This window comes from Tenacibaculum agarivorans, assembly GCF_001936575.1.
GTDB classification, from domain to species: domain Bacteria; phylum Bacteroidota; class Bacteroidia; order Flavobacteriales; family Flavobacteriaceae; genus Polaribacter; species Polaribacter agarivorans.
In genome coordinates this window covers 1-20,693 of the sequence record NZ_MSMP01000004.1, presented here as the reverse complement: position 1 = coordinate 20,693, position 20,693 = coordinate 1, and the positions used below count along the sequence as shown (strand labels likewise).

Here is a 20,693-nt window from a genome sequence, read left to right as displayed (position 1 = left end):
ACAAATACATGAAAAAAGTAGTGATAGTGGATGATGAAAAGTCTGGGCGTGCACTTATTAAAGAATATTTAGAAAATCATAAAGAATTAATTCTTGTAGGAGAAGCCAATAATGGTGTAGATGCGATTAAAATTATTAATGAATTCAAACCTGATTTGGTATTTATGGACATCCAGATGCCTGGATTGACAGGCTTTGATGTATTAGAACACCTAGAAGAATTACCTACTATTATTTTTAGTACGGCATATGATAAATATGCATTACAAGCTTTTGAAGTACATGCCGTAGATTATTTGTTAAAGCCTTATACGAGAGAACGTTTTGATAAAGCGATTTCTAAACTTAAAGAAAATTCACCACAACATATTGGTCCACTAGCCGATCAGCATATCATGTCAAAAACAGAATACCCTGATCGCATGATTGTAGAAAAAGGAACTAGATATGTAACACTAGCTACTGAAGATATTTATCATATAGAAGCCTATGGTGATTATTCTAAAATTTATGATCAAAAGGAAATCTATATTAGTAACAGAGGAATTAGTCAATTGGAAGAAAAATTAAATCCTAAACAATTCTTACGCATTCATCGTAGTAGTATTGTAAGTTTACCAGCAATTAAAGAGGTATCTAAGTATGGGAAAAGTTATTTGTTAGTACTTAAAAACGATACAAAAGTAAAAGTAAGTCGCGGGTATGCTGATAAGATTAAAGAATTAATTTTATAACTGAAGAACTAGTTTTTGGATGTTTTTGCTAAAGTAAAATAGATAAGGATATTATGGTTTTTATATTTAGAGAAGTATTTATGAAGTAATAATAAGTAGTCATATATAAGAATTAAACCTATTTATAAATAAAAAGAAAAGCGACCAAAAGGTCGCTTTTCTTTTTATTTCTTAACTAACTGGTAGTTGTTCTTCATTTTTAATTCACTTAACACATTTAAAGCTTCATTTAAGTAAATGTCTTTTTTCATATTTTTATGCCAAGCTACTCTTTTATCTTTCAATACTGAATCTTGTTTAAATAAAGGAACTTCATATTCAGGAGAATTAAAATCTAATTTAGATTCAAACTTAAAAATATCTTTAAATTTCTTTCCTTCCTTTTGTAAATCCTCACTTTCTTGCTTATACAAATCATAATTCAATGAATAGGTGTTATCATCTTGATTCTTTTTAAGCCACTTTGCATACTCGTTAATGGAAATAAACTTAGGATCAGCATTAATACGTTCTTTACTACTACTTATAACCTCCCCAAAGTTACTATAACTACTTGTTCTTTTATAGTTGGCTGGCTTCACTCTGTCCCAAGGTAAAGCACCATCTAAATCGCGTTCTCCAAACTCCATGTAACTATAACGATCTGGCATAGCGATATCAGAATACACGCCTTCAATTTGTGTAGATCCTCCATTAATTCTATAAAACTTTTGAATGGTCATTTTCAAAGCTCCTAGATCGTCTGGATATTTCTTTACATAATAGTTTAAAGGCAATACATTTTGTACAGTACCTTTTCCGTAGGTCTGCTTACCACCAATAATAACTCCTCTACCATAATCTTGCATAGCAGCAGCAAAGATCTCTGAAGCAGAAGCAGACATTTCATTTACCATTACTACTAATGGACCGTTCCAAGAAGTTTTACCATCTGTGTCATTTTTAATACTCGCTGCTTCACCACGATATTTAACTTGTACAATAGGACCTTTATCGATAAATAAACCACCTATATCTATTACCGTTTTTAAAGAACCACCACCGTTATTTCTAAGGTCTACAATAAGTCCTTCTATATTCTCTTTTTTTAATCGCTCAATTTCACGCTCCATATCACTAGCAGCGTTTCTTTTCTTAACATCACTAAAATCAATATAGAATTTAGGAAGATTTATAATTCCATATTTTTTTCCGTTCTTTTCAACTACACTAGATTTAACAAAAGTTTCTTCAAGTTCAACAATGTCTCTAATAATAGGAATTACTTTGGTAGATCCGTCTAATTTTTTCTTTACTGTTAAACGAACTTCAGTACCTTTTTTCCCTTTAATAAAAGTAATGGCATCATCTAAGCGCATTCCAACAATATCAAGAGGTTCTTCTTCACCTTGAGCTACTTTTAGAATGATATCTCCAGGCTCTAATTCTCCTTGTTTCCAAGCAGGTCCTCCCGAAACTAGTTCTACAATTTTAGTATAAATTCCTTCTTTTTGTAATCTAGCCCCAATACCTTCTAATTTACCAGACATGTCTTGATCGAATCTAGACTTAATTCTTGGAGACATATATGATGTATGTGGATCAAAGCCACTCACTACACTATTTAAAAAAGTAGAATACCAATCAGAATTTTCAAGTTCTTCAATTCTGATATATAAATCTTCCATATTCTTTAATACCTCCTTGCGTGCATCATATTCTAATTCTTCGAAAGATTTCTTTTTAGCTTTCTTATCTTTTTTCAGTTTTTCTTCTTGTTGCTCTTCTGCATCTTGCACTCTGCTAATTACCTGAAGTTTTAATTGCTTTCGCCAATATTGAATCAATTCATTCTCATCTTTAGCAAAAGGAACTTTATCGTAATCAATATTAATTTCTTCGTCTTTTTCATAATTGAAAGGTTGAAGTAATAGTGTATTGTAGGTTAATTTTGCAGCTTTTATTTTTTCTAAAAATCGACCATAAACTAATTTGTAAAAAGCAATATTTGATTCTCTTAATTGATCATCAATTTCAAACTTATATTGAGAGAACTCCTTTAAATCATCTTGAGTAAAATACCTTTTACTAGGATCTAAGTTGTTAATAAACTCATTGTAGACATGCTCAGAAAAAGTATCGTTCAAATCTTTTTGAACATAATGTCCTCGAGTCAATAGATTTTTTAATACGTATAATATTAATTTATCCTTTTCAGGATCTTTATCATTTGTATGCTCATTATATGCATAAGTGTGGTTACTAATTAATAGAGTAACTACTAATGTGATAAGTACTTTCAACCTCATAAACCTACTGTCTTTTAAATATTTAAAAATTATTGGGTATTTGCTAAGCTACTAAAATAATGCCAATTTTACTAGCTCTTTTTCTTTTTATATATACCTTTAAACGCTTCTTTTATTACTTTATGATCTGGAGAGACGTATTCCCATATTTGGGTAACTGTTTGATCTTCATTTTGTATCCAAGTAATTCTATTATAAAATTTTCCTTTTTTAGATTCAACAATTTCACTATTCAATATCATCTTATCGTTTTTAAAATGACCTTCAGTTTTTAAAACATATCCTTTATTATCAATCCATAATTGATGCCATTTCTGATCTGAAATATCAAAATAACTATAACTAGTACCTAATGAATTACCATTAGCAGAAGTCCAATTTTCTTGAATTGCACAGGCATTAGGCATTTGGATGATAGTATTTTGACCTATCAATTTATTGTTTACATCAAAAACGTTCCAAGTTCCCACCCAAAAATCAAATTGATGATACTCTTTACTGTTACATGGTACTGTTGTAGAATTTTGAGCTTTTAGATTAGAGAAAAAAAAAGAGAAAACAAATGTCAATAAAAAAATAATGATACGAATCATATAAGTAATTGTTTAATCACTACAAGTTTACAGATTAATTCTTCGCAAATATCTTTACGAAATGTTAAAAAGAATACCTGTATATTTAATGTATATTTGTTTTAGAAAAATAAAAAAGTAATGCAAGATAAACCTTTGATCTTAGTAACTAACGACGATGGAATTACTGCTCCTGGTCTTAGAATGCTTATTGAAATAATGAATGAAATTGGAGAAGTAATTGTAGTAGCACCTGATAGTCCACAGAGTGGAATGGGACATGCAATTACAGTCAATAATGTTTTACATTGTAATCCAACTTCTATTGATGATGGTCCACAGATAGAATATAGTTGTTCTGGGACGCCTGCAGACTGTGTTAAAATGGCTAAAAATAAAATTTTAAATAGAAAGCCAGATTTATGTGTGTCGGGTATTAATCATGGATCAAATTCGTCTATTAGCGTTATTTATTCAGGTACAATGAGTGCAGCTGTAGAAGCTGGAATTGAAGGAATACCTGCTATTGGTTTTTCTTTGTTAGATTACAGTTGGCATGCAGATTTTAGATCATCAAAGGAGTTTATTAAAAATATTACATTAAATGTATTACTGAATGGTTTACCTGACGGAGTAGTTTTAAATGTAAATATTCCTAAACTTAAAAAGGATGAAATTAAAGGCATAAAAGTTTGTAGACAAGCAAATGGATATTGGAAAGAGGACTTTGAAAAACGTAAGAGTCCTATGGGAAAAGACTACTATTGGTTATCTGGTGAATTTATTAATAAAGATAAAGGTCAGGATACTGATATTTGGGCCTTAGAAAATGGGTATATTTCTGTAGTTCCTGTTCAATTTGATATGACAGCTCATCATGCCATACAAAAACTAAATACATGGGATCTGTAAAAAAAGAAGTTCTTATTGGTTTTTTAGTTTCATTGTTTGCTACTGCTTCTGGATTTTTTATATACGTACAATATGTTTCTAGATTTGGATTTTACGAAACTATTGAGATGTTACAACAGGGAGGAGTAATAGGTCCTGTAATTGCACTAGCAGCTTTACCTAATTTATTTGTGTTTTTTATTTTTCTAAAAAAGAAACAAGACAATAGAGCGAAAGGAGTGTTAATTGCAACTATTTGTACAGCAATTTTTACGTTTATTCTTAAGTTTTTATAAAACTAATGAAATATTATATTGTAGCAGGAGAAGCATCTGGAGATTTACACGGCGCCAATTTGATGAAAGAGATTAAACAACAAGATCCTAATGCTGATATTCGTTTTTGGGGCGGTGATTTAATGAAAGCTCAAGGAGGAACACTTGTAAGTCATTATAAGGATAGAGCTTTTATGGGATTTGTAGAGGTAATTTTAAATCTCAGAAAAATTCTTGGTTTTATCAAGTTTTGTAAGCAAGATATAGAAGCTTTTAATCCTGATGTGATAGTGTTAATTGATAACTCAGGTTTTAACCTTAGAATTGCAAAATGGGCAAAGGAAAAAGGGTTTAGAACAAACTATTATATTTCACCGCAAGTTTGGGCAAGTAGGGCGAGTAGAGTTCAGGCCATTAAAAGAGATGTGGACCAAATGTTTGTTATACTTCCTTTTGAAAAAGAATTCTACAAAAAATATGATTATGAAGTTGAATTTGTTGGTCATCCATTAATAGATGGTATTGTAGATAGAGTTCAAGTAGATGAAGAAAGTTTTAGAAAAGAGCATAATTTAGGAGAAAAAGAAATTATAGCTTTATTACCTGGAAGTAGGAAACAAGAAATTACCAAAATGTTAGATACCATGCTAAAAATGGTAGATAAGTTTCCAAATTTTCAGTTTGTTGTGGCTGGTGCGCCTAGTCAAACAGAAAGCTTTTATCAGCAGTTTATGTCTGAAGGAAAAGTGAAATTTGTTCAGCATAAAACATATGATTTATTAAGTATATCTCATGCTGCTTTAGTAACTTCGGGAACAGCGACATTGGAAACGGCTTTATTTAAAGTACCGCAAGTGGTTTGTTATAAAGGAAGTTGGTTATCGTATCAAATAGCGAAGCGAATTATAACTTTAGAGTATATTTCTTTAGTAAATTTAATTATGGATAGAGAAGTGGTAGCAGAATTGATTCAAAATGACTTCACTGAAACAAAACTGGAACAAGAATTGCAATTGCTACTTCAAAAAGAAAAAAGAGAACAATTGTTTTTAGATTATTTTGATCTAGAACAAAAATTGGGAGGCAAAGGAGCTTCTGAAAAAACGGCTAAATTGATTGTAAATGGTATAACATAAATCGAAAATAAGTGATAAAAAAACTACCCCAAATTTTATTGATTTTATTTTTAGCGTACGGATGTTCATCATCTAAACCTACAACTTCATCAAAGAGATATACAACAAAAAGAAAGACTGTAGCAAAAAAGAAAACCTACAGAAAAAAAGGAACGGCGTTAGCTAACAAAATTATAAATACAGCAAATACGTATAAAGGTACACCCTATAAGTACGGAGGAGTAACTAGTAGAGGTATGGATTGCTCTGGTTTAATTATGACTTCCTTTAAAAAGCATGGAGTTTCGTTACCTAGAACTTCATATGACATGTCTAACCAAGGAAAAACAATTTCTTTGAATAGTACAAGAAAAGGAGATTTGTTGTTTTTTAAAACGAATCCTAGAAAACCCAGAAGAATTACTCATGTAGGATTAGTAACTTCAGTAAAGAATGGAGTTGTATATTTTATTCATGCTTCAACAAAAAGAGGGGTAACAGTTAACAACATGTCGCAAAAATATTACAAGAGAAACTTTGTAAAAGCAAAACGAGTGTTGAAATGAAGAAGGTAGTATTTTTTGTGGTGATTTTAATGTTGATTTCTGCATATCGATTTGCAAACAAAAATAAGAGAGCAAGAAATGCAATGGAAATAGAAAGAGTAGGAGAGGTAAGTAAAATTACAGAAGTTATAGATATAGCAAATTCTTATAGAGGTACGCCATACAAATTTGGAGGGACTACAAAAAATGGTATGGATTGTTCGGGTTTAGTCTTTACTTCTTTTAAAGGAATTGACATCACTTTACCAAGGTCTTCCAGAGCAATGAGTGCTGCAGGAGAAAAAGTAGATGTATCTAAAGTAAAAAGAGGTGATTTACTTTTTTTTAATATCGATCGATTAGATGGACCTATTAATCATGTAGGATTAGTTATTTCAACAGGATCTAATACTGTTCAATTTATTCATTCTAGCACATCAAAAGGAGTAGTAATTGCGTCTCTAGAAGAGAGCTACTGGAAAAAGGCATTTGTGTTTGCTAAAAGAATAATTAACTAGTTATTTAGCTGTTTCCAAAGTTTATCTTTTAATTCAGTAAGTCCCATTTGTGCGACTGAAGAAATAAACAAGCTTTCAATACCTTCAGGTAGTTCAGCTTTAATTTCAGTTTTTAACTCATCATCTAACATATCAGATTTAGATATTGCGAGTAAACGATCCTTATCTAATAATTCTGGATTATGCTTTTTAAGCTCATTGAGTAAGATGTCATACTCTTTTTTGATATCATCACTATCCGCAGGGATTAAGAAAAGTAATAAAGAATTACGTTCTATATGTCTTAAAAAGTAATGTCCTAAACCTTTTCCTTCAGCAGCACCTTCTATAATACCTGGAATATCTGCCATTACAAAACTCTGATGATTTCGGTATTCTACAATCCCTAAATTAGGTTTAAGTGTGGTAAAAGCATAATCAGCTATTTTAGGTTTTGCAGCAGTTAAAACAGATAAAAGTGTAGATTTTCCGGCGTTAGGAAATCCTACTAAACCTACATCAGCTAGTATTTTTAGTTCAATTCGATACCATGCTTCTTTACCATCAATACCTGGTTGAGCATACCTTGGAGTTTGATTGGTTGGCGATTTAAAATGCCAATTTCCTCTTCCTCCTTTGCCTCCTTCAAGTACAATAGTTTCTTGTCCGTCTTTGGTAACTTCGAATAGGATTTCATCAGTATCAGCATCTCTTATAATTGTACCTAATGGCACAGGAACGATAACATCAGCACCATCTTTACCTGTACTTCTACTAGATCCACCATCTCCACCACCTTCAGCTCTAAAATGACGTTTAAATTTCAAATGAAATAATGTCCACATATTTTTATCACCACGAAAAATAATGTGTCCACCACGACCACCATCTCCACCATCAGGACCACCTTTGGCAATAAACTTTTCTCTATGTAAATGTGCAGATCCACGTCCTCCTTTACCAGAAGAAGCATAAATCTTTATATAGTCAACAAAATTTCCTTCAGTCATTTTTCTAAATTAAGAGTAAGATATTAGAAAGTTAAAATTATAGTTTAAAAACAAAATACTAATTCAGGAATATATCCTAACGAAGTAGTTGAATAGAAAGTAATATTATAACTTTCTAATATCTAATATCTAATATCTAATATCTAATATCTAATATCTAATATCTAATATCTAATATCGTTAAGCCTATAGTTTATCAAAAACAGTAGCTAAACGAGAGGTTATTTCTTCTATAGTTCCTACACCATCAATACCATAAAAGTTACCTTGAGCTTCGTAGTAATCTTTTAAGATTGCAGTTTTTGTATTGTACTCATTAAAACGATTACGGATTTTATCCTCATCAGTATCATCTGAACGGCCACTAGTTTTTCCACGGTCTAAAATTCGTTCCACTAATAAATCTTCAGGAACTTCTAAAGCAACCATACCATTGATTCGTTCATTTTTTTCAGCTAAAAATTCATCTAAAGCCTTAGCTTGATCTTCTGTGCGTGGAAAACCATCAAAAATGAAACCATTTGCTTCAGCATTTTTATCTACTTCTTGTTTTAGCATATTAATAGTTACTTCATCAGGAACAAGATCTCCTGCATCTATATATTTTTTAGCTAAAACCCCAAGTTCAGTTTGGTTTTTAATATTGAATCTAAAAACATCACCAGTAGAAATATGAACTAAATTATATTTCTCTTTTAATAATGTTGCCTGAGTACCTTTTCCAGCACCAGGAGGTCCAAATAATACTATATTTTTCATTTTGGGTTGTGTTGTTAATTGATATATTGCGGGTAAATTTCTCCCTAAACCATTATAATCTAAACCATAACCAACAATAAACTTATCTTCTATACTCTTTCCAATATAGTTAATATGTAGTTCTTTACGATAAACGTCTGGTTTAAAAAATAACGATACGATTTTTAATTCTTTGATATTTTTTGTTCGGAATATTTCATAAATCTCTTGAAGTGTTGTGCCAGTATCAATTATATCTTCTAAAATAATTACTGTTCTTCCAGAAATATCTTCATTAATTCCAATCAGTTTTTTTACGGTATCAGTTGATGAGGTACCTTCATATGAAGCTAGTTTAACAAAAGTGATTTCAGAGTCTCTGTTAAACTCACGTACAAAGTCAGAAGCAAATACAAAACAACCATTTAAAATACCGATAAATAAAGGTACTTCATTTTCTGGTAAGTCTTGTTTTACCTGATAAGCAAGAGTTTTTACAATAGAATTTATCTCTTCCTTACTAATTACTTCTTTGAAGTATAAATCGTGAAGTTTCTTTATTTTCATATGGTGGTAAATATAGGTAATTAAATAAAAAAAACCGTCTTGATTACTGATTAACTCAGTGAAAACAAAACGGTTTGTTTATAATTTTATATGAATTTACTTTTTAGTATCTTCTTTTTTGTTCTTAGTTGCATCAAACATAATTGGAGTTGCAACGAATAAAGATGAGTAAGTACCTACAACAACACCAACAATTAAGGCAAACATAAATCCTTTAATACTATCTCCACCAAAGAAGAAGATAGCTAACATTACTAATAATGTTGTTAAAGATGTATTGATTGTTCTACCTAAAGTGCTGTTTAAAGCTTTATCTACCAAACTTGCAGAGAATGATTTACTATTATCAGCATATTCCCTAATTCTATCGAAGATTACCACGGTATCATTCAGCGAGTAACCTACTACGGTAAGAATTGCTGCAATAAACGATTGACCAATTTCCATATCAAAAGGCATTACTTTATATAGTAAAGAGAATACCCCTAATACTACTAAAACATCATGGAAAACGGCAGCAACTGCACCTATAGAGAATGAAACTTTTCTAAAACGTAATAAGATATATAAGAACACTACAAGTAATGAACCTAATACAGCCCATATTGCAGCTTGTTTAATATCATCCGCAATAGTAGGATCTACTTTCATATAACTCATAATACCTTGAGCATTTCCAATCTTTTCAAAACCAGGTTTAAAGTTTTCGTAACTAAGATCTGTAAAGTGAGATTTTAAACCAGTATATAAAGCATTTTGTACTTCTTCGTCAACTTGTTTACTCTTGTCTTCAATTTTAAATACAGTAGTTATTTTCAACTGATTGTTTGCACCATAAGTTTTAACTTCAGGAGCAGTACCAAATACATCTTTTAAAGAATTAGCTACTTCATTAGCTTTCATAGGCTTGTCAAAACGTACAACGTAAGATCTACCCCCTTTAAAGTCAACACCTTGTTTTAAACCTAAAGTAGCCATAGAACCTAAACCTATTAAAATTAAAGCTCCAGAAACGATGTAAGCTAATTTACGCTTCTTTAAGAATTCAATGTTGATATTTTTAAACCAGTTCTTAGAGAAATTAGTATTAAAAGTTAAATCAGATCCTTTTCTAACAGCTCCATCTACAAATAAACGAGTAATGAAGATAGCTGTAAATAAAGAAGTACCAATACCGATCATTAATGTTAAAGCAAAACCTTTAATTGGTCCTGTACCAAAAACATATAATATAATACCAGTTAAAAAGGTAGTAATGTTAGCATCTATAATCGCAGATAAAGCTCCTTTAAAGCTAAATCCTTCTTTAACGGCTTCCAATAATCCTTTACCTGAACTTAAGGCTTCTTTAATACGTTCGAATATAATTACGTTGGCATCCACAGACATACCAATCGTAAGAATGATACCTGCAATACCAGGTAGTGTCAATACAGAATTAAATGATGCTAGTACTCCAAATATGAATAATATGTTTACTAGTAAAGCAACATTAGCATATAATCCAGCTTTTCCATAATATAAAACCATCCATACTAATACTAGTAAAATTGCTAAAGCAAACGACCACATACTAGCACTAATAGCTTCTTTACCTAATGAAGGTCCAACTACTTCTGCTTCAATAATTCTAGCTGGAGCAGGTAATTTACCAGCTTTTAATACCGTAGAAATGTCTTGAGCTTCTTCAACAGTCATAGTACCACCAGAAATCTGAGTTTGACCACCAGAAATTACTTGATTTACACTTGGAGCAGTATACACATACTCATCTAGTACAACTGCAACGAATTTCCCTACATTTTCACTAGTCATTTTAGCCCATTTCTTAGTCCCTACACTATTCATTGCCATAGAAACTACAGGCTTACTTAATTGATCATAATCTTGTTTTGCATCAGCAATTACATCTCCTTCTATAGGAGCGACATCATTTCTATTTCCTTTAAGAGCATATAGACCAAGTATCTCGGTAGTCTTATCTGCGCTTGGGGCTGCTTTGTAGTCCCATAAGAATTTAACGTACCTTAAATTTGCTGGTAATAAAGCTAGAATTTCTTTATTCTTTAATAGACTATTTACTTTAGCTGTATCAGCAACTTTTGCTTGTGCTACTAAAGAACTAGCTTGATTCTGATTTTGAGCAATATTTGGAAATAAATATGTGAATAAATTCTTCTGATTAGCGATTTCAGTAGAATCTTTAGCTTCACCTAAAAGATCATCTAATTCATTAGTTTTAGTTGAATCTTTTTCTTGTGTAGTTTCCGCTGTTTTTTCTTTTAATAATTCTGCTGCTTTTGCATTAGCTGAAAAGAAAAAGTTTTGTACATCTATATTAGTGTATACTTCCCAAAATTGTAATTTAGCAGTACTTTCTAATAATCTTTGTACACGATCAATATCTTTAGCTCCTGGTAATTCTACTTGAATTCTACCCGAAGTTCCAATTCTTTGGATATTTGGTTGAACAACACCAAACTTATCAATACGACTACGTAAAACTTCAAAAGCAGTTGTGATAGAAGTATTAATTTCTTCTTCTAAAATAGCTTTTACTTCACTATTAGTGTTTTCGAAATTAATTTTTTCACGAAGTAATTTATTACCAAAAATTGTAGGATCACTTAGTTTTATTGAACCATTGCTAGCTTTCTCAAACTCATTGTAAAATAGATCGATGTAATCATCTTGAGCATTTTTCTGAGCTTCGTCAGCATTAGCTAAAGCTTGGTTAAAAATTGTGTTTTTAGAATCGTTAGATAATCCTATTAAGATATCTTTTACCGATACTTGTAAGATAGCATTGATTCCTCCTTTTAAATCAAGACCAAGGTTCATTTCTTTGTCCTTAATGTCATTGTAAGAGTTACCTAATACTACTTCCTTATTTGCAACACTATCTAAGTATTTTCTTTCTAAACGAGCTAGCTCTCTACCATCTTTATTATCACTTACATTTGCCTCAGCAAAAGTTTTTGCTTCTTTTTCTACTTTATTAGCAAAAAATGTAAATGATAATTGGTATAAACTTACTAACCCAAATAGGATTGCAAATAATCTGATTAGACCTTTGTTTTGCATTTTCAATAATTTAAATTGACTTCATTTTAAAATCGAGCAAATATAGTGTATCAAAAGTATAACAGAAAAAAAAACCTAGTTTTTTCATAATTTTCAATGCTATTGCAATGAAAATTCTTTTATTAAATTATTTAACTGACCAAAAATGAAGGTGTTAATATATGTTTAAGTTATTATGGCTACATATTTAAACTGTAATTTTAATCTCTTAATATCAAGATTATTACAGTTTTTTTAATGTTAACTATTATTCATTTGTTTTATTTTACGTAATCGAATTTTAATGTATAATAATTAAATGAATAATGAGTGAATTTATGTTAAATATTGGTGCCAGAATTGATACGTTAACGGTAACAAAGTCTGGAAAATAAATCTCAGATAATATAGGTGTTATCTGAGATTTAAATATTACATCTCTTTTAAAATGAATACTATTTTAAAATCAAAGTTATTTTTTGATAACTTTCTTTGTCAAGATTAACTTCCCTTTATGTTCTACATTTAAAATGTATAAGTTTTTAGGGAAACTTTCCATATTGATTTGATATGATTTACTTTCAATATTATCCATAGTAGATGTGTATACTATTTGTCCTAACATGTTATGGAGAGTTATAGTAACTTCATCATCGTCTTGTGTAATGAATTCTAGATGTAAAATATCACTTACAGGGTTAGGGTATAGTTTAATTTCATTAGTGAAATCATTTTCTGTATTAGTAACAATTTCGGATGTTTCTGTAGATCTTGATTGTAGACTAAAGCAATCGTTTCTATAAATAGAAGTACTAGAGTTTGTACCCCATAATTGTCCATTTACGCCAGAAATACTTGTAAGTATTCCTGGGAATTTTTCCCAAATACCGTTGCCCTTATATAAGTGAGGGTAACCAGTACCTAGCTCTACTGCCCATACTTTATTAGTACCATCAACTACAGTGATATCCGAAGCTCTGAAGTTACCCTTTTTACCAGTCCAACCACTATTTTGATATTGATACACATGATCATCCATTCCTATAGCCCAAGCTTCTCCATTAGCGGCAGCATCTACCTTTTTAATTCTTTTTCCAGGAATATGATCCCAACTGTTATTGCCTGCATATTTGTATATAGAATTACTTCTTCCCATATGGTATACATGAGGCCCGTTAGCACCAATATCCCAAGCAGCACCTCTTATACGTTCCCAACTATTATTTAGATATCTATGAATTCTATTATTAGTAGATATTACCCATGGAATCCCATTACTTACATCAACTAATCTGGCATCAATACCAGGAATTTGATTCCATCTGTTATTTTCCCACTTGTATACCTTGTTGTTAGTGCCAACTATATACGTATTATCGTTACCAGCTCCAACATCTATGGCTAATCCAGAAAGCTTTTCCCAATTACAACTTTGTTGAGGCTTAAGACTTACAGTAGCTCCTCTAGCAAGTTGTTTACTATAAGGAGTAACAGATATGTTTCTTTCACCGTTGAATGTAGAACTCCATTTTACCGAAATTGTATTTTTTTTAGAGTCTTTGTCAATAAAAGTACCACCTTCAATCTTCCAATCATAATAATAAGAATCATCAGATGTAAGAGAGTAAGTTTGAGAAGAGCAACTTACACAAATATTAGTATCTCCTTCAAGTTTTGTGTTAGAGGGTTTTAAGAGTACATCATGAAAATATTTAGCACCATTAGCTATAATATCAGGATATATATTTCTTCCATTGGTATGTACTCCATGTCCACGATTGGTAAATGGATAAAACTTTCTTTCTGCACCTACATTTCTCCCTCTGTTATTCATGACATTACTACCATGTATCTCCGGTAAATTTATACCAGGAATCCAACTTAGATTGGAAAAAGGTTCGCCAGTATTATAAAGAACGGTGCCGTCATCTGAACTATGAAAATATACCCCAGGAATTTCTGATGAATTTTCAATGTAATCTAATTCACCAATAGCACCAGCAAAGCCCATAACACCATTCGCTTTTCCACTTATAAGAGTACCATTACTATATCTTTTATTGTCTCCGATATCATCAAGTTTTCCTAAATCTCTTCGTCCCATAAAATTTCTCGTAGATGCAGGTCTTTCAGATTCTTTATCTAAATAAGCAACATGGTAGGACAATACAGCCCCAGCACTATGCCCAGAAAGATAAATATGATTAGGATCTATTTTATATGTAGAAGCATTTTTTCTAAAAAAACGTACTGCAGATCTTCCATCTTGTAAAGCTCTATAAACAGCTCTTTTTGCCAATTCGGAGTCACCAATATGTAATCCTAATCTATAATCAATAGAAGCGGTAACAAACCCTCGTCTAGCAAAAGCTTCACATAATTGAACCATACTTCTTTCTGTTCTGCTGCCATTAACAAAACCACCACCAAAAGCAAATATGATGACGGGTCTTTTATCTAAATAATCTTTATTAGGACTGTAGATGTCCATTTTAAGATTTGTTCTAACTTCACCGTAAGTGTTTTCATTGGCTAATTGATTTCCAAATAAGTTAATAGTTCTTATAGTGGGAATATTTGTGCTAAAAGTTATGTTTTTAGTGATAGTTATATCATTAGTAATTTCATCTATATAGCGATTAGGTAATTCTTGACTATAAACAGAAATGGATAAAAGAAACAATATTTTATATACTAATTTTGTTTTCATTTTCGGGGGATTATTTAATTTGAGATTTATTAATTCTAGCTTTTAAAGTCTTATTAGTAGTGATTTTTTTCTTAATTTTTTGATAGTTTTCATAATCAAGATGATTTTCAGTCATTATTTTTTTTATCTTAATTTCATGGATGTTTTTATCATTCTCCATTAAAGACTTTAACTTTTCTAATTCTTGAGCCTCTTTTTTTGTAATGGATATTTTAGTGCCATTAAATTGAGCTTGTAAAATTTCTCCCATTCTTTCTTCTGTAATGGAAACTTGTTTAATGTTTTTTCTCATCGAAGCAGTAATGTCAAACGGATTGTCTAGAATTTTTTGATAAACTTTATTATATGATTGAATTTGTTTTTTAGAGTATTCTTGCTCTTTAGTTTGAGAGCTTAAGGAAAAAATACTCAATAGGGATAGTGTGAAAAATAAATAATTTTTTTTCATTGAGATTAATTTATAGGGTTGATTAAATCGCAAAAATATTTAAAAGCACAAGAAATTAACATAAAGACTGTCTTTTTTTGAATGAAATAAAAAATAGTATGATAAATAGTTATTTTATTTGAAGCTTGAATGTGTATGATGAATCTATTAACTATAGATATTAAGAAACTTTATTTTTGAAGGCTAGTTTAAGGAACGTTTTGAATAATCTAACTAATAATTGTTTTTTTGAAATAAAATGAATTATTGATTGGGAAGAAAATATGATAATTTAAGTGTTGTTATACTTATCTAATTCTAATTATGGATTTTTTAATTCCAGCTAAATAGAATAGGGGGGGAGTTTATCACAAAAAATAAAATCTTCTTTTCATAAAGTAAAATTTATAACTTTTAAAGTTATTGCAAAAAATAAACATTTTTTGAGGAAATTCACCCTAAGTTTTTCATAGAATTTTAATATATTTAGTACACAATGTAATTCGGTGGGAAAGATGATACCTATAGAAAACTATTATGTTATTATTCCGAAAAACATTTTCATACTTTTTCAAATCTAAAAAGTATCATACTTCTTATTTTGAAAGAATAATTAATAATTACAAGTATACTGATTCATACTTGAACTTATTCAATTCATTAGAGTCATTAAAAACGGAATGTAAAACAAGTGAAAAAATTACGTTTTTTAATGACATAGATTTTGGGGCTCACCTAAATAGAGTGAAGTCTAGAATAAAAGGTTCCTTTAGAATAGTAAAAAAAATAAAATTTATAGATGTACTGTTTATGGAGGTTAAGTTGGGGAGTTATAAATTTATTGTAGAACTACACTTTTTTAAGCAGCAGCTAGTTTGTTTTAGATATATTTTTCGAGATCAAAATGAAAAAGAAGTATTTATAAACCTTATAGCAAAGAAATATTTTAATCTAAAAAAGTTAGACTTATTCAATTCATATGTAAAAGACGAAAAGAGTAACTATATATTTATAGAAAAAGAAGTAGACTTTTCAATTAATTATATTACCTATGAGTATGGATTTTATAATTATTTACTAGAGTCTAAATTTGAAAAAGAAATTGATGAATCTTTACAACATGAAAAAGCAATTGCTGAACTGTATGATATCCTATAAGAATAAAAAAAGGAAGTTTATTAAACTCCCCTTTGTTTATTAATTTCGTCTTGTAATTGACGCCTTAGTTTTTGTTCTTTCTCTAAAGATTTCTTCCTATGAAGTTCAAACTCTTGTTCTATTTCAGCCAAATTATTTTTAGCTTTTCTAGTTAGAATATTACTGTTCTTAAATCTAAAAATAAAGAAAAGTAGGCTACCAAGAAGAAGAGCAATTACTGACCAAGTAATTACATTATAAGTTTTTTTAGATAAAGCTATACCAATGAAGTTAATTTGATCTTCTTTAGCTATTGCTGTATCTAAATTGCCAGACAAACCATTAATTTTTTCATTTAAAGAAGAGATTTCTTTAGCTTGATTTTCAATAGTAGATAACTTTGTTGAAATATCTTTTTTTAATAGGTTAACACTGTCCAAAACACTTTTTTGAAAAGCTTGAAATTCAGTTCTAGGAATCATTTTGTACTTCTGCCAAGAACTAGCTTTACCATAAGTTTTAATAAATTGATTTTCTATAGTATTTGGTAATTCGTCTAACTGTTTCTTAGTTAGTTTATTCTGGCTGAATGTAGTAGAAGAAATCAGTACTACGAGTAAAAAATTGATGATTTTCATTGGCTTTAGATTTCAATTAGTTTAAAAAAACCCAAACGGGAAAGTTTGGGTTTTTAGTATAAGCAAGGTAATTAAACTTATTTTACTTTATCTACAATTGCCTTAAAAGCTTCAGGGTTATTCATAGCTAAATCTGCTAAAACCTTACGGTTTAATTCAATATCATTAGCTTTTACTTTACCCATAAACTGTGAATAAGACATTCCGTACTGACGTGCACCAGCGTTAATACGTTGGATCCATAAAGAACGGAAGTTTCTCTTTTTGTTTTTACGATCGCGGTAAGCATATTGTAATCCTTTCTCAACCGCATTTTTTGCTACTGTGTAAACGTTCTTTCTACGTCCAAAGTAACCTTTAGCTTGCTTCAAGATTTTCTTTCTTCTATTTCTTGAAGCTACAGAATTTACTGATCTTGGCATAATTCTCTGTTTTTTTGTAGTAGGCGATTATCTAATTACGAATAGGTAATTTATAATTCTTTGTGAGCCTAACTCCATGGTTAATAATTAATTTACTACCTAGCTAACTATTATTTTAATAATAATTGTTGCTTAATGTTACTCTCATCAGATTTGTGTACTAATGTAGAGTGTGTTAATGCAAGCTTACGCTTTTTAGACTTCTTTGTTAAGATATGACTTTTAAAAGCGTGCTTTCTTTTAATTTTTCCAGAACCAGTTAACTTAAAACGTTTCTTGGCACTAGATTTAGTTTTCATTTTAGGCATCTCTTGCTATCGTTTTTATCTTGCTTATATTTTTCTATGTTATCTAATGTATATGAATAACATTTTTATTTTGTTTTCTTTGGAGCAATGAACATAATCATACGCTTTCCTTCAAGCTTAGGCATCTGTTCAACCTTTCCATATTCTTCTAACTCTTGAGCTAGTTTAAGTAATAGAATTTGTCCTTGTTCCTTAAATACAATAGAACGACCTTTAAAGAATACATAAGCTTTAAGTTTAGCACCATCCTGTAAAAACTTGATAGCGTGCTTCTTTTTAAACTCATAATCATGATCGTCCGTTTGAGGGCCAAAACGAATTTCTTTTACTACTACTTTTGTCGCCTTAGCTTTTAAAGCTTTTTCTCTTTTCTTTTGCTCATAAAGGAATTTTTTATAATCAATTACTTTACAAACAGGGGGAACTGCCTTCGGTGAAATCTCAACTAAATCAAGCTCTAATTCACGAGCGATTTCTTTAGCTTTGGCTAGAGAGTAAACACCTACTTCTACATTATCACCTACTAGGCGAACTTCATCAACATATTTTATTTTTTCGTTGATTCTATGTTGATCTTCTTTAATTATTCTTGCGGGTCTTCTACGCCCACCTTTTCTTCTAATTGCTATGGCTTATATATTTTAAATTATTATTTAATTGTTACTATTAAAGGTAACTAATGTTTTTTTAATTTCATTCTTAATCAATGAAACGAAATCGTCTATTGTATAAGTTCCAAGGTCTCCTTCACCATGCTTTCTAACAGATACCGTGCCATCTTGCTCTTCCTTTTCACCTACTATAATCATGAAAGGAATCTTGTTTACTTCCGCATCTCTGATCTTACGACCTGTCTTTTCATTTCGGTTATCAACGAGGGCGCGAATTTCGGAATTTTCTAACAAATGTAAAACTTTTTCTGTATATTTTTCGTATTTCTCACTGATTGGCAGTATAATAACCTGTTCAGGGGTTAACCAAAGCGGGAAATTACCTCCAGTATGTTCCAATAGAATAGCGATAAACCTTTCCATAGAACCAAATGGGGCTCTATGAATCATAATAGGTCTGTGAAGTTCATTATCACTTCCTTTATAGGTAAGATCAAATCGTTCAGGTAAATTATAATCTACTTGAATTGTTCCTAATTGCCAACTTCTTCCTAAAGCGTCTTTCACCATAAAGTCTAACTTAGGTCCATAAAAAGCTGCTTCACCTGGCTCGATAATAAAGTCTAGACCTTTGTCTTTAGCTGCATTTATAATAGCTTGTTCGGCTTTTTCCCAATTGTCTGCGTTTCCAATGTACTTTTCTGGAGTTTCCGGATCTCTAACAGAAACTTGAGCAGTGAAGTTATCAAACCCTAAAGATGTAAATACATATAATACAAGATCAATTACATTTTTGAATTCAGAGTCCAATTGGTCAGGAGTACAAAAAATATGAGCGTCATCTTGAGTGAATCCTCTTACTCTTGTTAAGCCATGAAGTTCACCACTTTGCTCATACCTATATACAGTACCAAACTCTGCATAACGTTTTGGTAAATCTTTATAAGAATATGGTTTGAATTTATAAATCTCACAATGATGAGGACAGTTCATAGGTTTCAATAAAAATTCCTCGTCATCTTTTGGAGTAGTAATAGGTTGGAAACTATCTTCTCCATATTTAGCATAGTGACCAGAAGTAACGTATAATTCTTTTTGTCCAATATGAGGAGTCATTACCATTTCATAGCCAGCCCTTTTTTGAGCAACTTTTAGGAAATCTTCAAGTCTGCTTCTTAATGCTGCTCCTTTTGGAAGCCATAACGGTAAACCTTGTCCAACAGTTTGAGAGAATGTGAATAACTCAAGTTCTCTTCCTAATTTTCTATGATCTCTCTTTTTGGCTTCTTCTAAAAGTTCTAAATATTCAGTAAGCATTTTTTGTTTAGGAAAAGAAATACCATATATACGTGTTAGCTGGTTGTTCTTTTCATCTCCTCTCCAGTAGGCCCCAGCAACATTCATTATTTTAATAGCTTTTATAATTCCAGTATTTGGAATATGTCCACCACGGCATAAATCAGTAAAATTGCTATGATCACAAAAAGTAATATCGCCATCCTCTAAACCTTCTATAAGTTCTACCTTATAAGTATTGTCTTGCTCTTTATAATATGACAAAGCTTCTTCTTTAGAAACTGATCTCATTTTAAATTCAGCTTTTTCACGAGCTCTTTCTAAAAATCTTTTCTCAATAGAAGCAAAGTCTTTTTCGGATATTGTTTCTTCACCAAAATCTACATCATAATAAAAACCATTTTCAATTGCAGGTCCTATAGTAAGTTTTGCATTTGGGTAAAAGTCTAAGACGGTTTGAGCTAAAACATGAGCAGAAGAGTGCCAAAATGCTTTTTTGCCTTCAGGATTGTCAAAAGTAAATAAGGTTAAAACACCATCAGTAGTTAATGGAGTAGTGGTTTCTACTGTTTGACCATTGAAACTTGCAGAAATTACATTTCTTGCTAAACCTTCGCTAATACTTTTTGCTACATCGTTTGGAGTTGAATTCTTTTCATACTCTCTAACGCTTCCATCGGGTAATGTGATTTTAATCATTATATATAATATGTTATAGTGTTAGATTTTCCTACAATTGAAAATCTTGAGGCGCAAAGATATTGTAAAAGCATTTTTAATACAATATATAATGTAAACTCTGTGTGTTTTTTTATTGGATTATTGGATTTGAATAAATCTTCATTTTTC

The 20,693-nt window shown here is 30.6% G+C and carries 19 protein-coding genes; 7 read left to right on the top strand and 12 right to left on the bottom strand.

The window, feature by feature from the left end:
• The first annotated feature begins 8 nt into the window (after positions 1–8).
• Positions 9–734: a LytR/AlgR family response regulator transcription factor gene (locus BVC87_RS03885; RefSeq protein ID WP_075341047.1), complete on the top strand. Its 726-nt coding sequence runs from the start codon at positions 9–11 to the stop codon at positions 732–734.
• A gap of 164 nt (positions 735–898) precedes the next feature.
• Here the strand turns inward: BVC87_RS03885 and BVC87_RS03880 are convergent, their stop codons facing one another.
• A complete protein-coding gene (locus BVC87_RS03880; protein WP_075341046.1) occupies positions 899–3,022 on the bottom strand; it encodes a carboxy terminal-processing peptidase in 2,124 nt (707 codons plus the stop codon).
• A gap of 71 nt (positions 3,023–3,093) precedes the next feature.
• The gene (locus BVC87_RS03875; protein WP_075341045.1) at positions 3,094–3,615 is read right to left on the bottom strand and encodes a hypothetical protein; all 522 of its coding nucleotides are present in this window, start codon (positions 3,613–3,615) and stop codon (positions 3,094–3,096) included.
• Between the two features lie 120 nt (positions 3,616–3,735).
• On the opposite strand from BVC87_RS03875, the gene surE reads away from it, so the two are divergent.
• Genes surE through BVC87_RS03850 form a run of 5 tightly spaced genes read left to right on the top strand, consistent with a single transcriptional unit; the run spans position 3,736 to position 6,938 of the window.
• Positions 3,736–4,506, top strand: a complete 771-nt coding sequence (surE, locus tag BVC87_RS03870; protein WP_075341044.1) for a 5'/3'-nucleotidase SurE — start codon at positions 3,736–3,738, stop codon at positions 4,504–4,506.
• Complete coding sequence (locus BVC87_RS03865) at positions 4,494–4,781, top strand: hypothetical protein (RefSeq protein WP_075341043.1); 288 nt, start codon at positions 4,494–4,496, stop codon at positions 4,779–4,781. The genes surE and BVC87_RS03865 overlap by 13 nt, the downstream gene beginning before the upstream one ends.
• Positions 4,782–4,786: 5 nt before the next feature.
• A complete protein-coding gene (gene lpxB / locus BVC87_RS03860; protein ID WP_075341042.1) occupies positions 4,787–5,896 on the top strand; it encodes a lipid-A-disaccharide synthase in 1,110 nt (369 codons plus the stop codon).
• Positions 5,897–5,907: 11 nt separating this feature from the next.
• Positions 5,908–6,441: a C40 family peptidase gene (locus tag BVC87_RS03855; protein ID WP_075341041.1), complete on the top strand. Its 534-nt coding sequence runs from the start codon at positions 5,908–5,910 to the stop codon at positions 6,439–6,441.
• Complete coding sequence (locus tag BVC87_RS03850) at positions 6,438–6,938, top strand: C40 family peptidase (RefSeq protein WP_075341040.1); 501 nt, start codon at positions 6,438–6,440, stop codon at positions 6,936–6,938. The genes BVC87_RS03855 and BVC87_RS03850 overlap by 4 nt, the downstream gene beginning before the upstream one ends.
• Here BVC87_RS03850 and obgE read toward each other — a convergent pair.
• The 5 genes from obgE to BVC87_RS03825 all read right to left on the bottom strand — a co-directional run bounded on the left by obgE (position 6,935) and on the right by BVC87_RS03825 (position 15,453).
• Positions 6,935–7,927, bottom strand: a complete 993-nt coding sequence (obgE, locus tag BVC87_RS03845) for a GTPase ObgE (RefSeq protein WP_075341039.1) — start codon at positions 7,925–7,927, stop codon at positions 6,935–6,937. The two genes, BVC87_RS03850 and obgE, sit on opposite strands and share 4 nt — an antisense overlap.
• 186 nt (positions 7,928–8,113) lie before the next feature.
• Positions 8,114–9,232: an adenylate kinase gene (locus BVC87_RS03840; protein WP_075341038.1), complete on the bottom strand. Its 1,119-nt coding sequence runs from the start codon at positions 9,230–9,232 to the stop codon at positions 8,114–8,116.
• Between the two features lie 96 nt (positions 9,233–9,328).
• On the bottom strand, positions 9,329–12,316 hold the full coding sequence (secDF, locus tag BVC87_RS03835; RefSeq protein WP_075341037.1) for a protein translocase subunit SecDF: 2,988 nt from the start codon (positions 12,314–12,316) through the stop codon (positions 9,329–9,331).
• Between the two features lie 451 nt (positions 12,317–12,767).
• Positions 12,768–15,005, bottom strand: a complete 2,238-nt coding sequence (locus BVC87_RS03830) for a tectonin domain-containing protein (RefSeq protein WP_075341036.1) — start codon at positions 15,003–15,005, stop codon at positions 12,768–12,770.
• A gap of 10 nt (positions 15,006–15,015) precedes the next feature.
• On the bottom strand, positions 15,016–15,453 hold the full coding sequence (locus BVC87_RS03825) for a hypothetical protein (RefSeq protein WP_075341035.1): 438 nt from the start codon (positions 15,451–15,453) through the stop codon (positions 15,016–15,018).
• Between the two features lie 516 nt (positions 15,454–15,969).
• Here BVC87_RS03825 and BVC87_RS03820 point away from each other — a divergent pair.
• On the top strand, positions 15,970–16,590 hold the full coding sequence (locus BVC87_RS03820; RefSeq protein ID WP_075341034.1) for a hypothetical protein: 621 nt from the start codon (positions 15,970–15,972) through the stop codon (positions 16,588–16,590).
• 20 nt (positions 16,591–16,610) lie between these two features.
• On the opposite strand, the gene BVC87_RS03815 is transcribed toward BVC87_RS03820, so the two are convergent.
• From BVC87_RS03815 to thrS, 5 genes are all read right to left on the bottom strand, one after another.
• A complete protein-coding gene (locus BVC87_RS03815) occupies positions 16,611–17,207 on the bottom strand; it encodes a hypothetical protein (RefSeq protein WP_075341033.1) in 597 nt (198 codons plus the stop codon).
• Between the two features lie 77 nt (positions 17,208–17,284).
• Positions 17,285–17,629, bottom strand: a complete 345-nt coding sequence (gene rplT, locus BVC87_RS03810; protein WP_075341032.1) for a 50S ribosomal protein L20 — start codon at positions 17,627–17,629, stop codon at positions 17,285–17,287.
• Between the two features lie 110 nt (positions 17,630–17,739).
• Positions 17,740–17,937: a 50S ribosomal protein L35 gene (gene rpmI, locus BVC87_RS03805; RefSeq protein WP_075341031.1), complete on the bottom strand. Its 198-nt coding sequence runs from the start codon at positions 17,935–17,937 to the stop codon at positions 17,740–17,742.
• A 65-nt stretch (positions 17,938–18,002) separates the two neighbouring features.
• Positions 18,003–18,521 carry a translation initiation factor IF-3 gene (infC, locus tag BVC87_RS03800; protein ID WP_075341222.1) on the bottom strand — a complete coding sequence of 173 codons (519 nt, stop codon included), beginning with the start codon at positions 18,519–18,521 and terminating at the stop codon, positions 18,003–18,005.
• A gap of 69 nt (positions 18,522–18,590) precedes the next feature.
• Positions 18,591–20,543 (bottom strand): threonine--tRNA ligase, encoded by a 1,953-nt coding sequence (gene thrS / locus BVC87_RS03795; RefSeq protein WP_075341030.1) that lies wholly within the window; start codon positions 20,541–20,543, stop codon positions 18,591–18,593.
• Positions 20,544–20,693 lie beyond the last annotated feature (150 nt).

Coding starts and splice junctions, on each gene's coding strand:
- surE (WP_075341044.1), top strand. CDS start 3,736: ATGCAAGATAAACCTTTGATCTTAGTAACTAACGACGATGGAATTACT.
- rplT (WP_075341032.1), bottom strand. CDS start 17,629: ATGCCAAGATCAGTAAATTCTGTAGCTTCAAGAAATAGAAGAAAGAAA.
- thrS (WP_075341030.1), bottom strand. CDS start 20,543: ATGATTAAAATCACATTACCCGATGGAAGCGTTAGAGAGTATGAAAAG.
- BVC87_RS03880 (WP_075341046.1), bottom strand. CDS start 3,022: ATGAGGTTGAAAGTACTTATCACATTAGTAGTTACTCTATTAATTAGT.
- obgE (WP_075341039.1), bottom strand. CDS start 7,927: ATGACTGAAGGAAATTTTGTTGACTATATAAAGATTTATGCTTCTTCT.
- BVC87_RS03830 (WP_075341036.1), bottom strand. CDS start 15,005: ATGAAAACAAAATTAGTATATAAAATATTGTTTCTTTTATCCATTTCT.
- BVC87_RS03885 (WP_075341047.1), top strand. CDS start 9: ATGAAAAAAGTAGTGATAGTGGATGATGAAAAGTCTGGGCGTGCACTT.
- secDF (WP_075341037.1), bottom strand. CDS start 12,316: ATGCAAAACAAAGGTCTAATCAGATTATTTGCAATCCTATTTGGGTTA.
- BVC87_RS03875 (WP_075341045.1), bottom strand. CDS start 3,615: ATGATTCGTATCATTATTTTTTTATTGACATTTGTTTTCTCTTTTTTT.
- BVC87_RS03825 (WP_075341035.1), bottom strand. CDS start 15,453: ATGAAAAAAAATTATTTATTTTTCACACTATCCCTATTGAGTATTTTT.
- BVC87_RS03820 (WP_075341034.1), top strand. CDS start 15,970: ATGTTATTATTCCGAAAAACATTTTCATACTTTTTCAAATCTAAAAAG.
- BVC87_RS03840 (WP_075341038.1), bottom strand. CDS start 9,232: ATGAAAATAAAGAAACTTCACGATTTATACTTCAAAGAAGTAATTAGT.
- BVC87_RS03815 (WP_075341033.1), bottom strand. CDS start 17,207: ATGAAAATCATCAATTTTTTACTCGTAGTACTGATTTCTTCTACTACA.
- BVC87_RS03850 (WP_075341040.1), top strand. CDS start 6,438: ATGAAGAAGGTAGTATTTTTTGTGGTGATTTTAATGTTGATTTCTGCA.
- rpmI (WP_075341031.1), bottom strand. CDS start 17,937: ATGCCTAAAATGAAAACTAAATCTAGTGCCAAGAAACGTTTTAAGTTA.
- lpxB (WP_075341042.1), top strand. CDS start 4,787: ATGAAATATTATATTGTAGCAGGAGAAGCATCTGGAGATTTACACGGC.
- BVC87_RS03865 (WP_075341043.1), top strand. CDS start 4,494: ATGGGATCTGTAAAAAAAGAAGTTCTTATTGGTTTTTTAGTTTCATTG.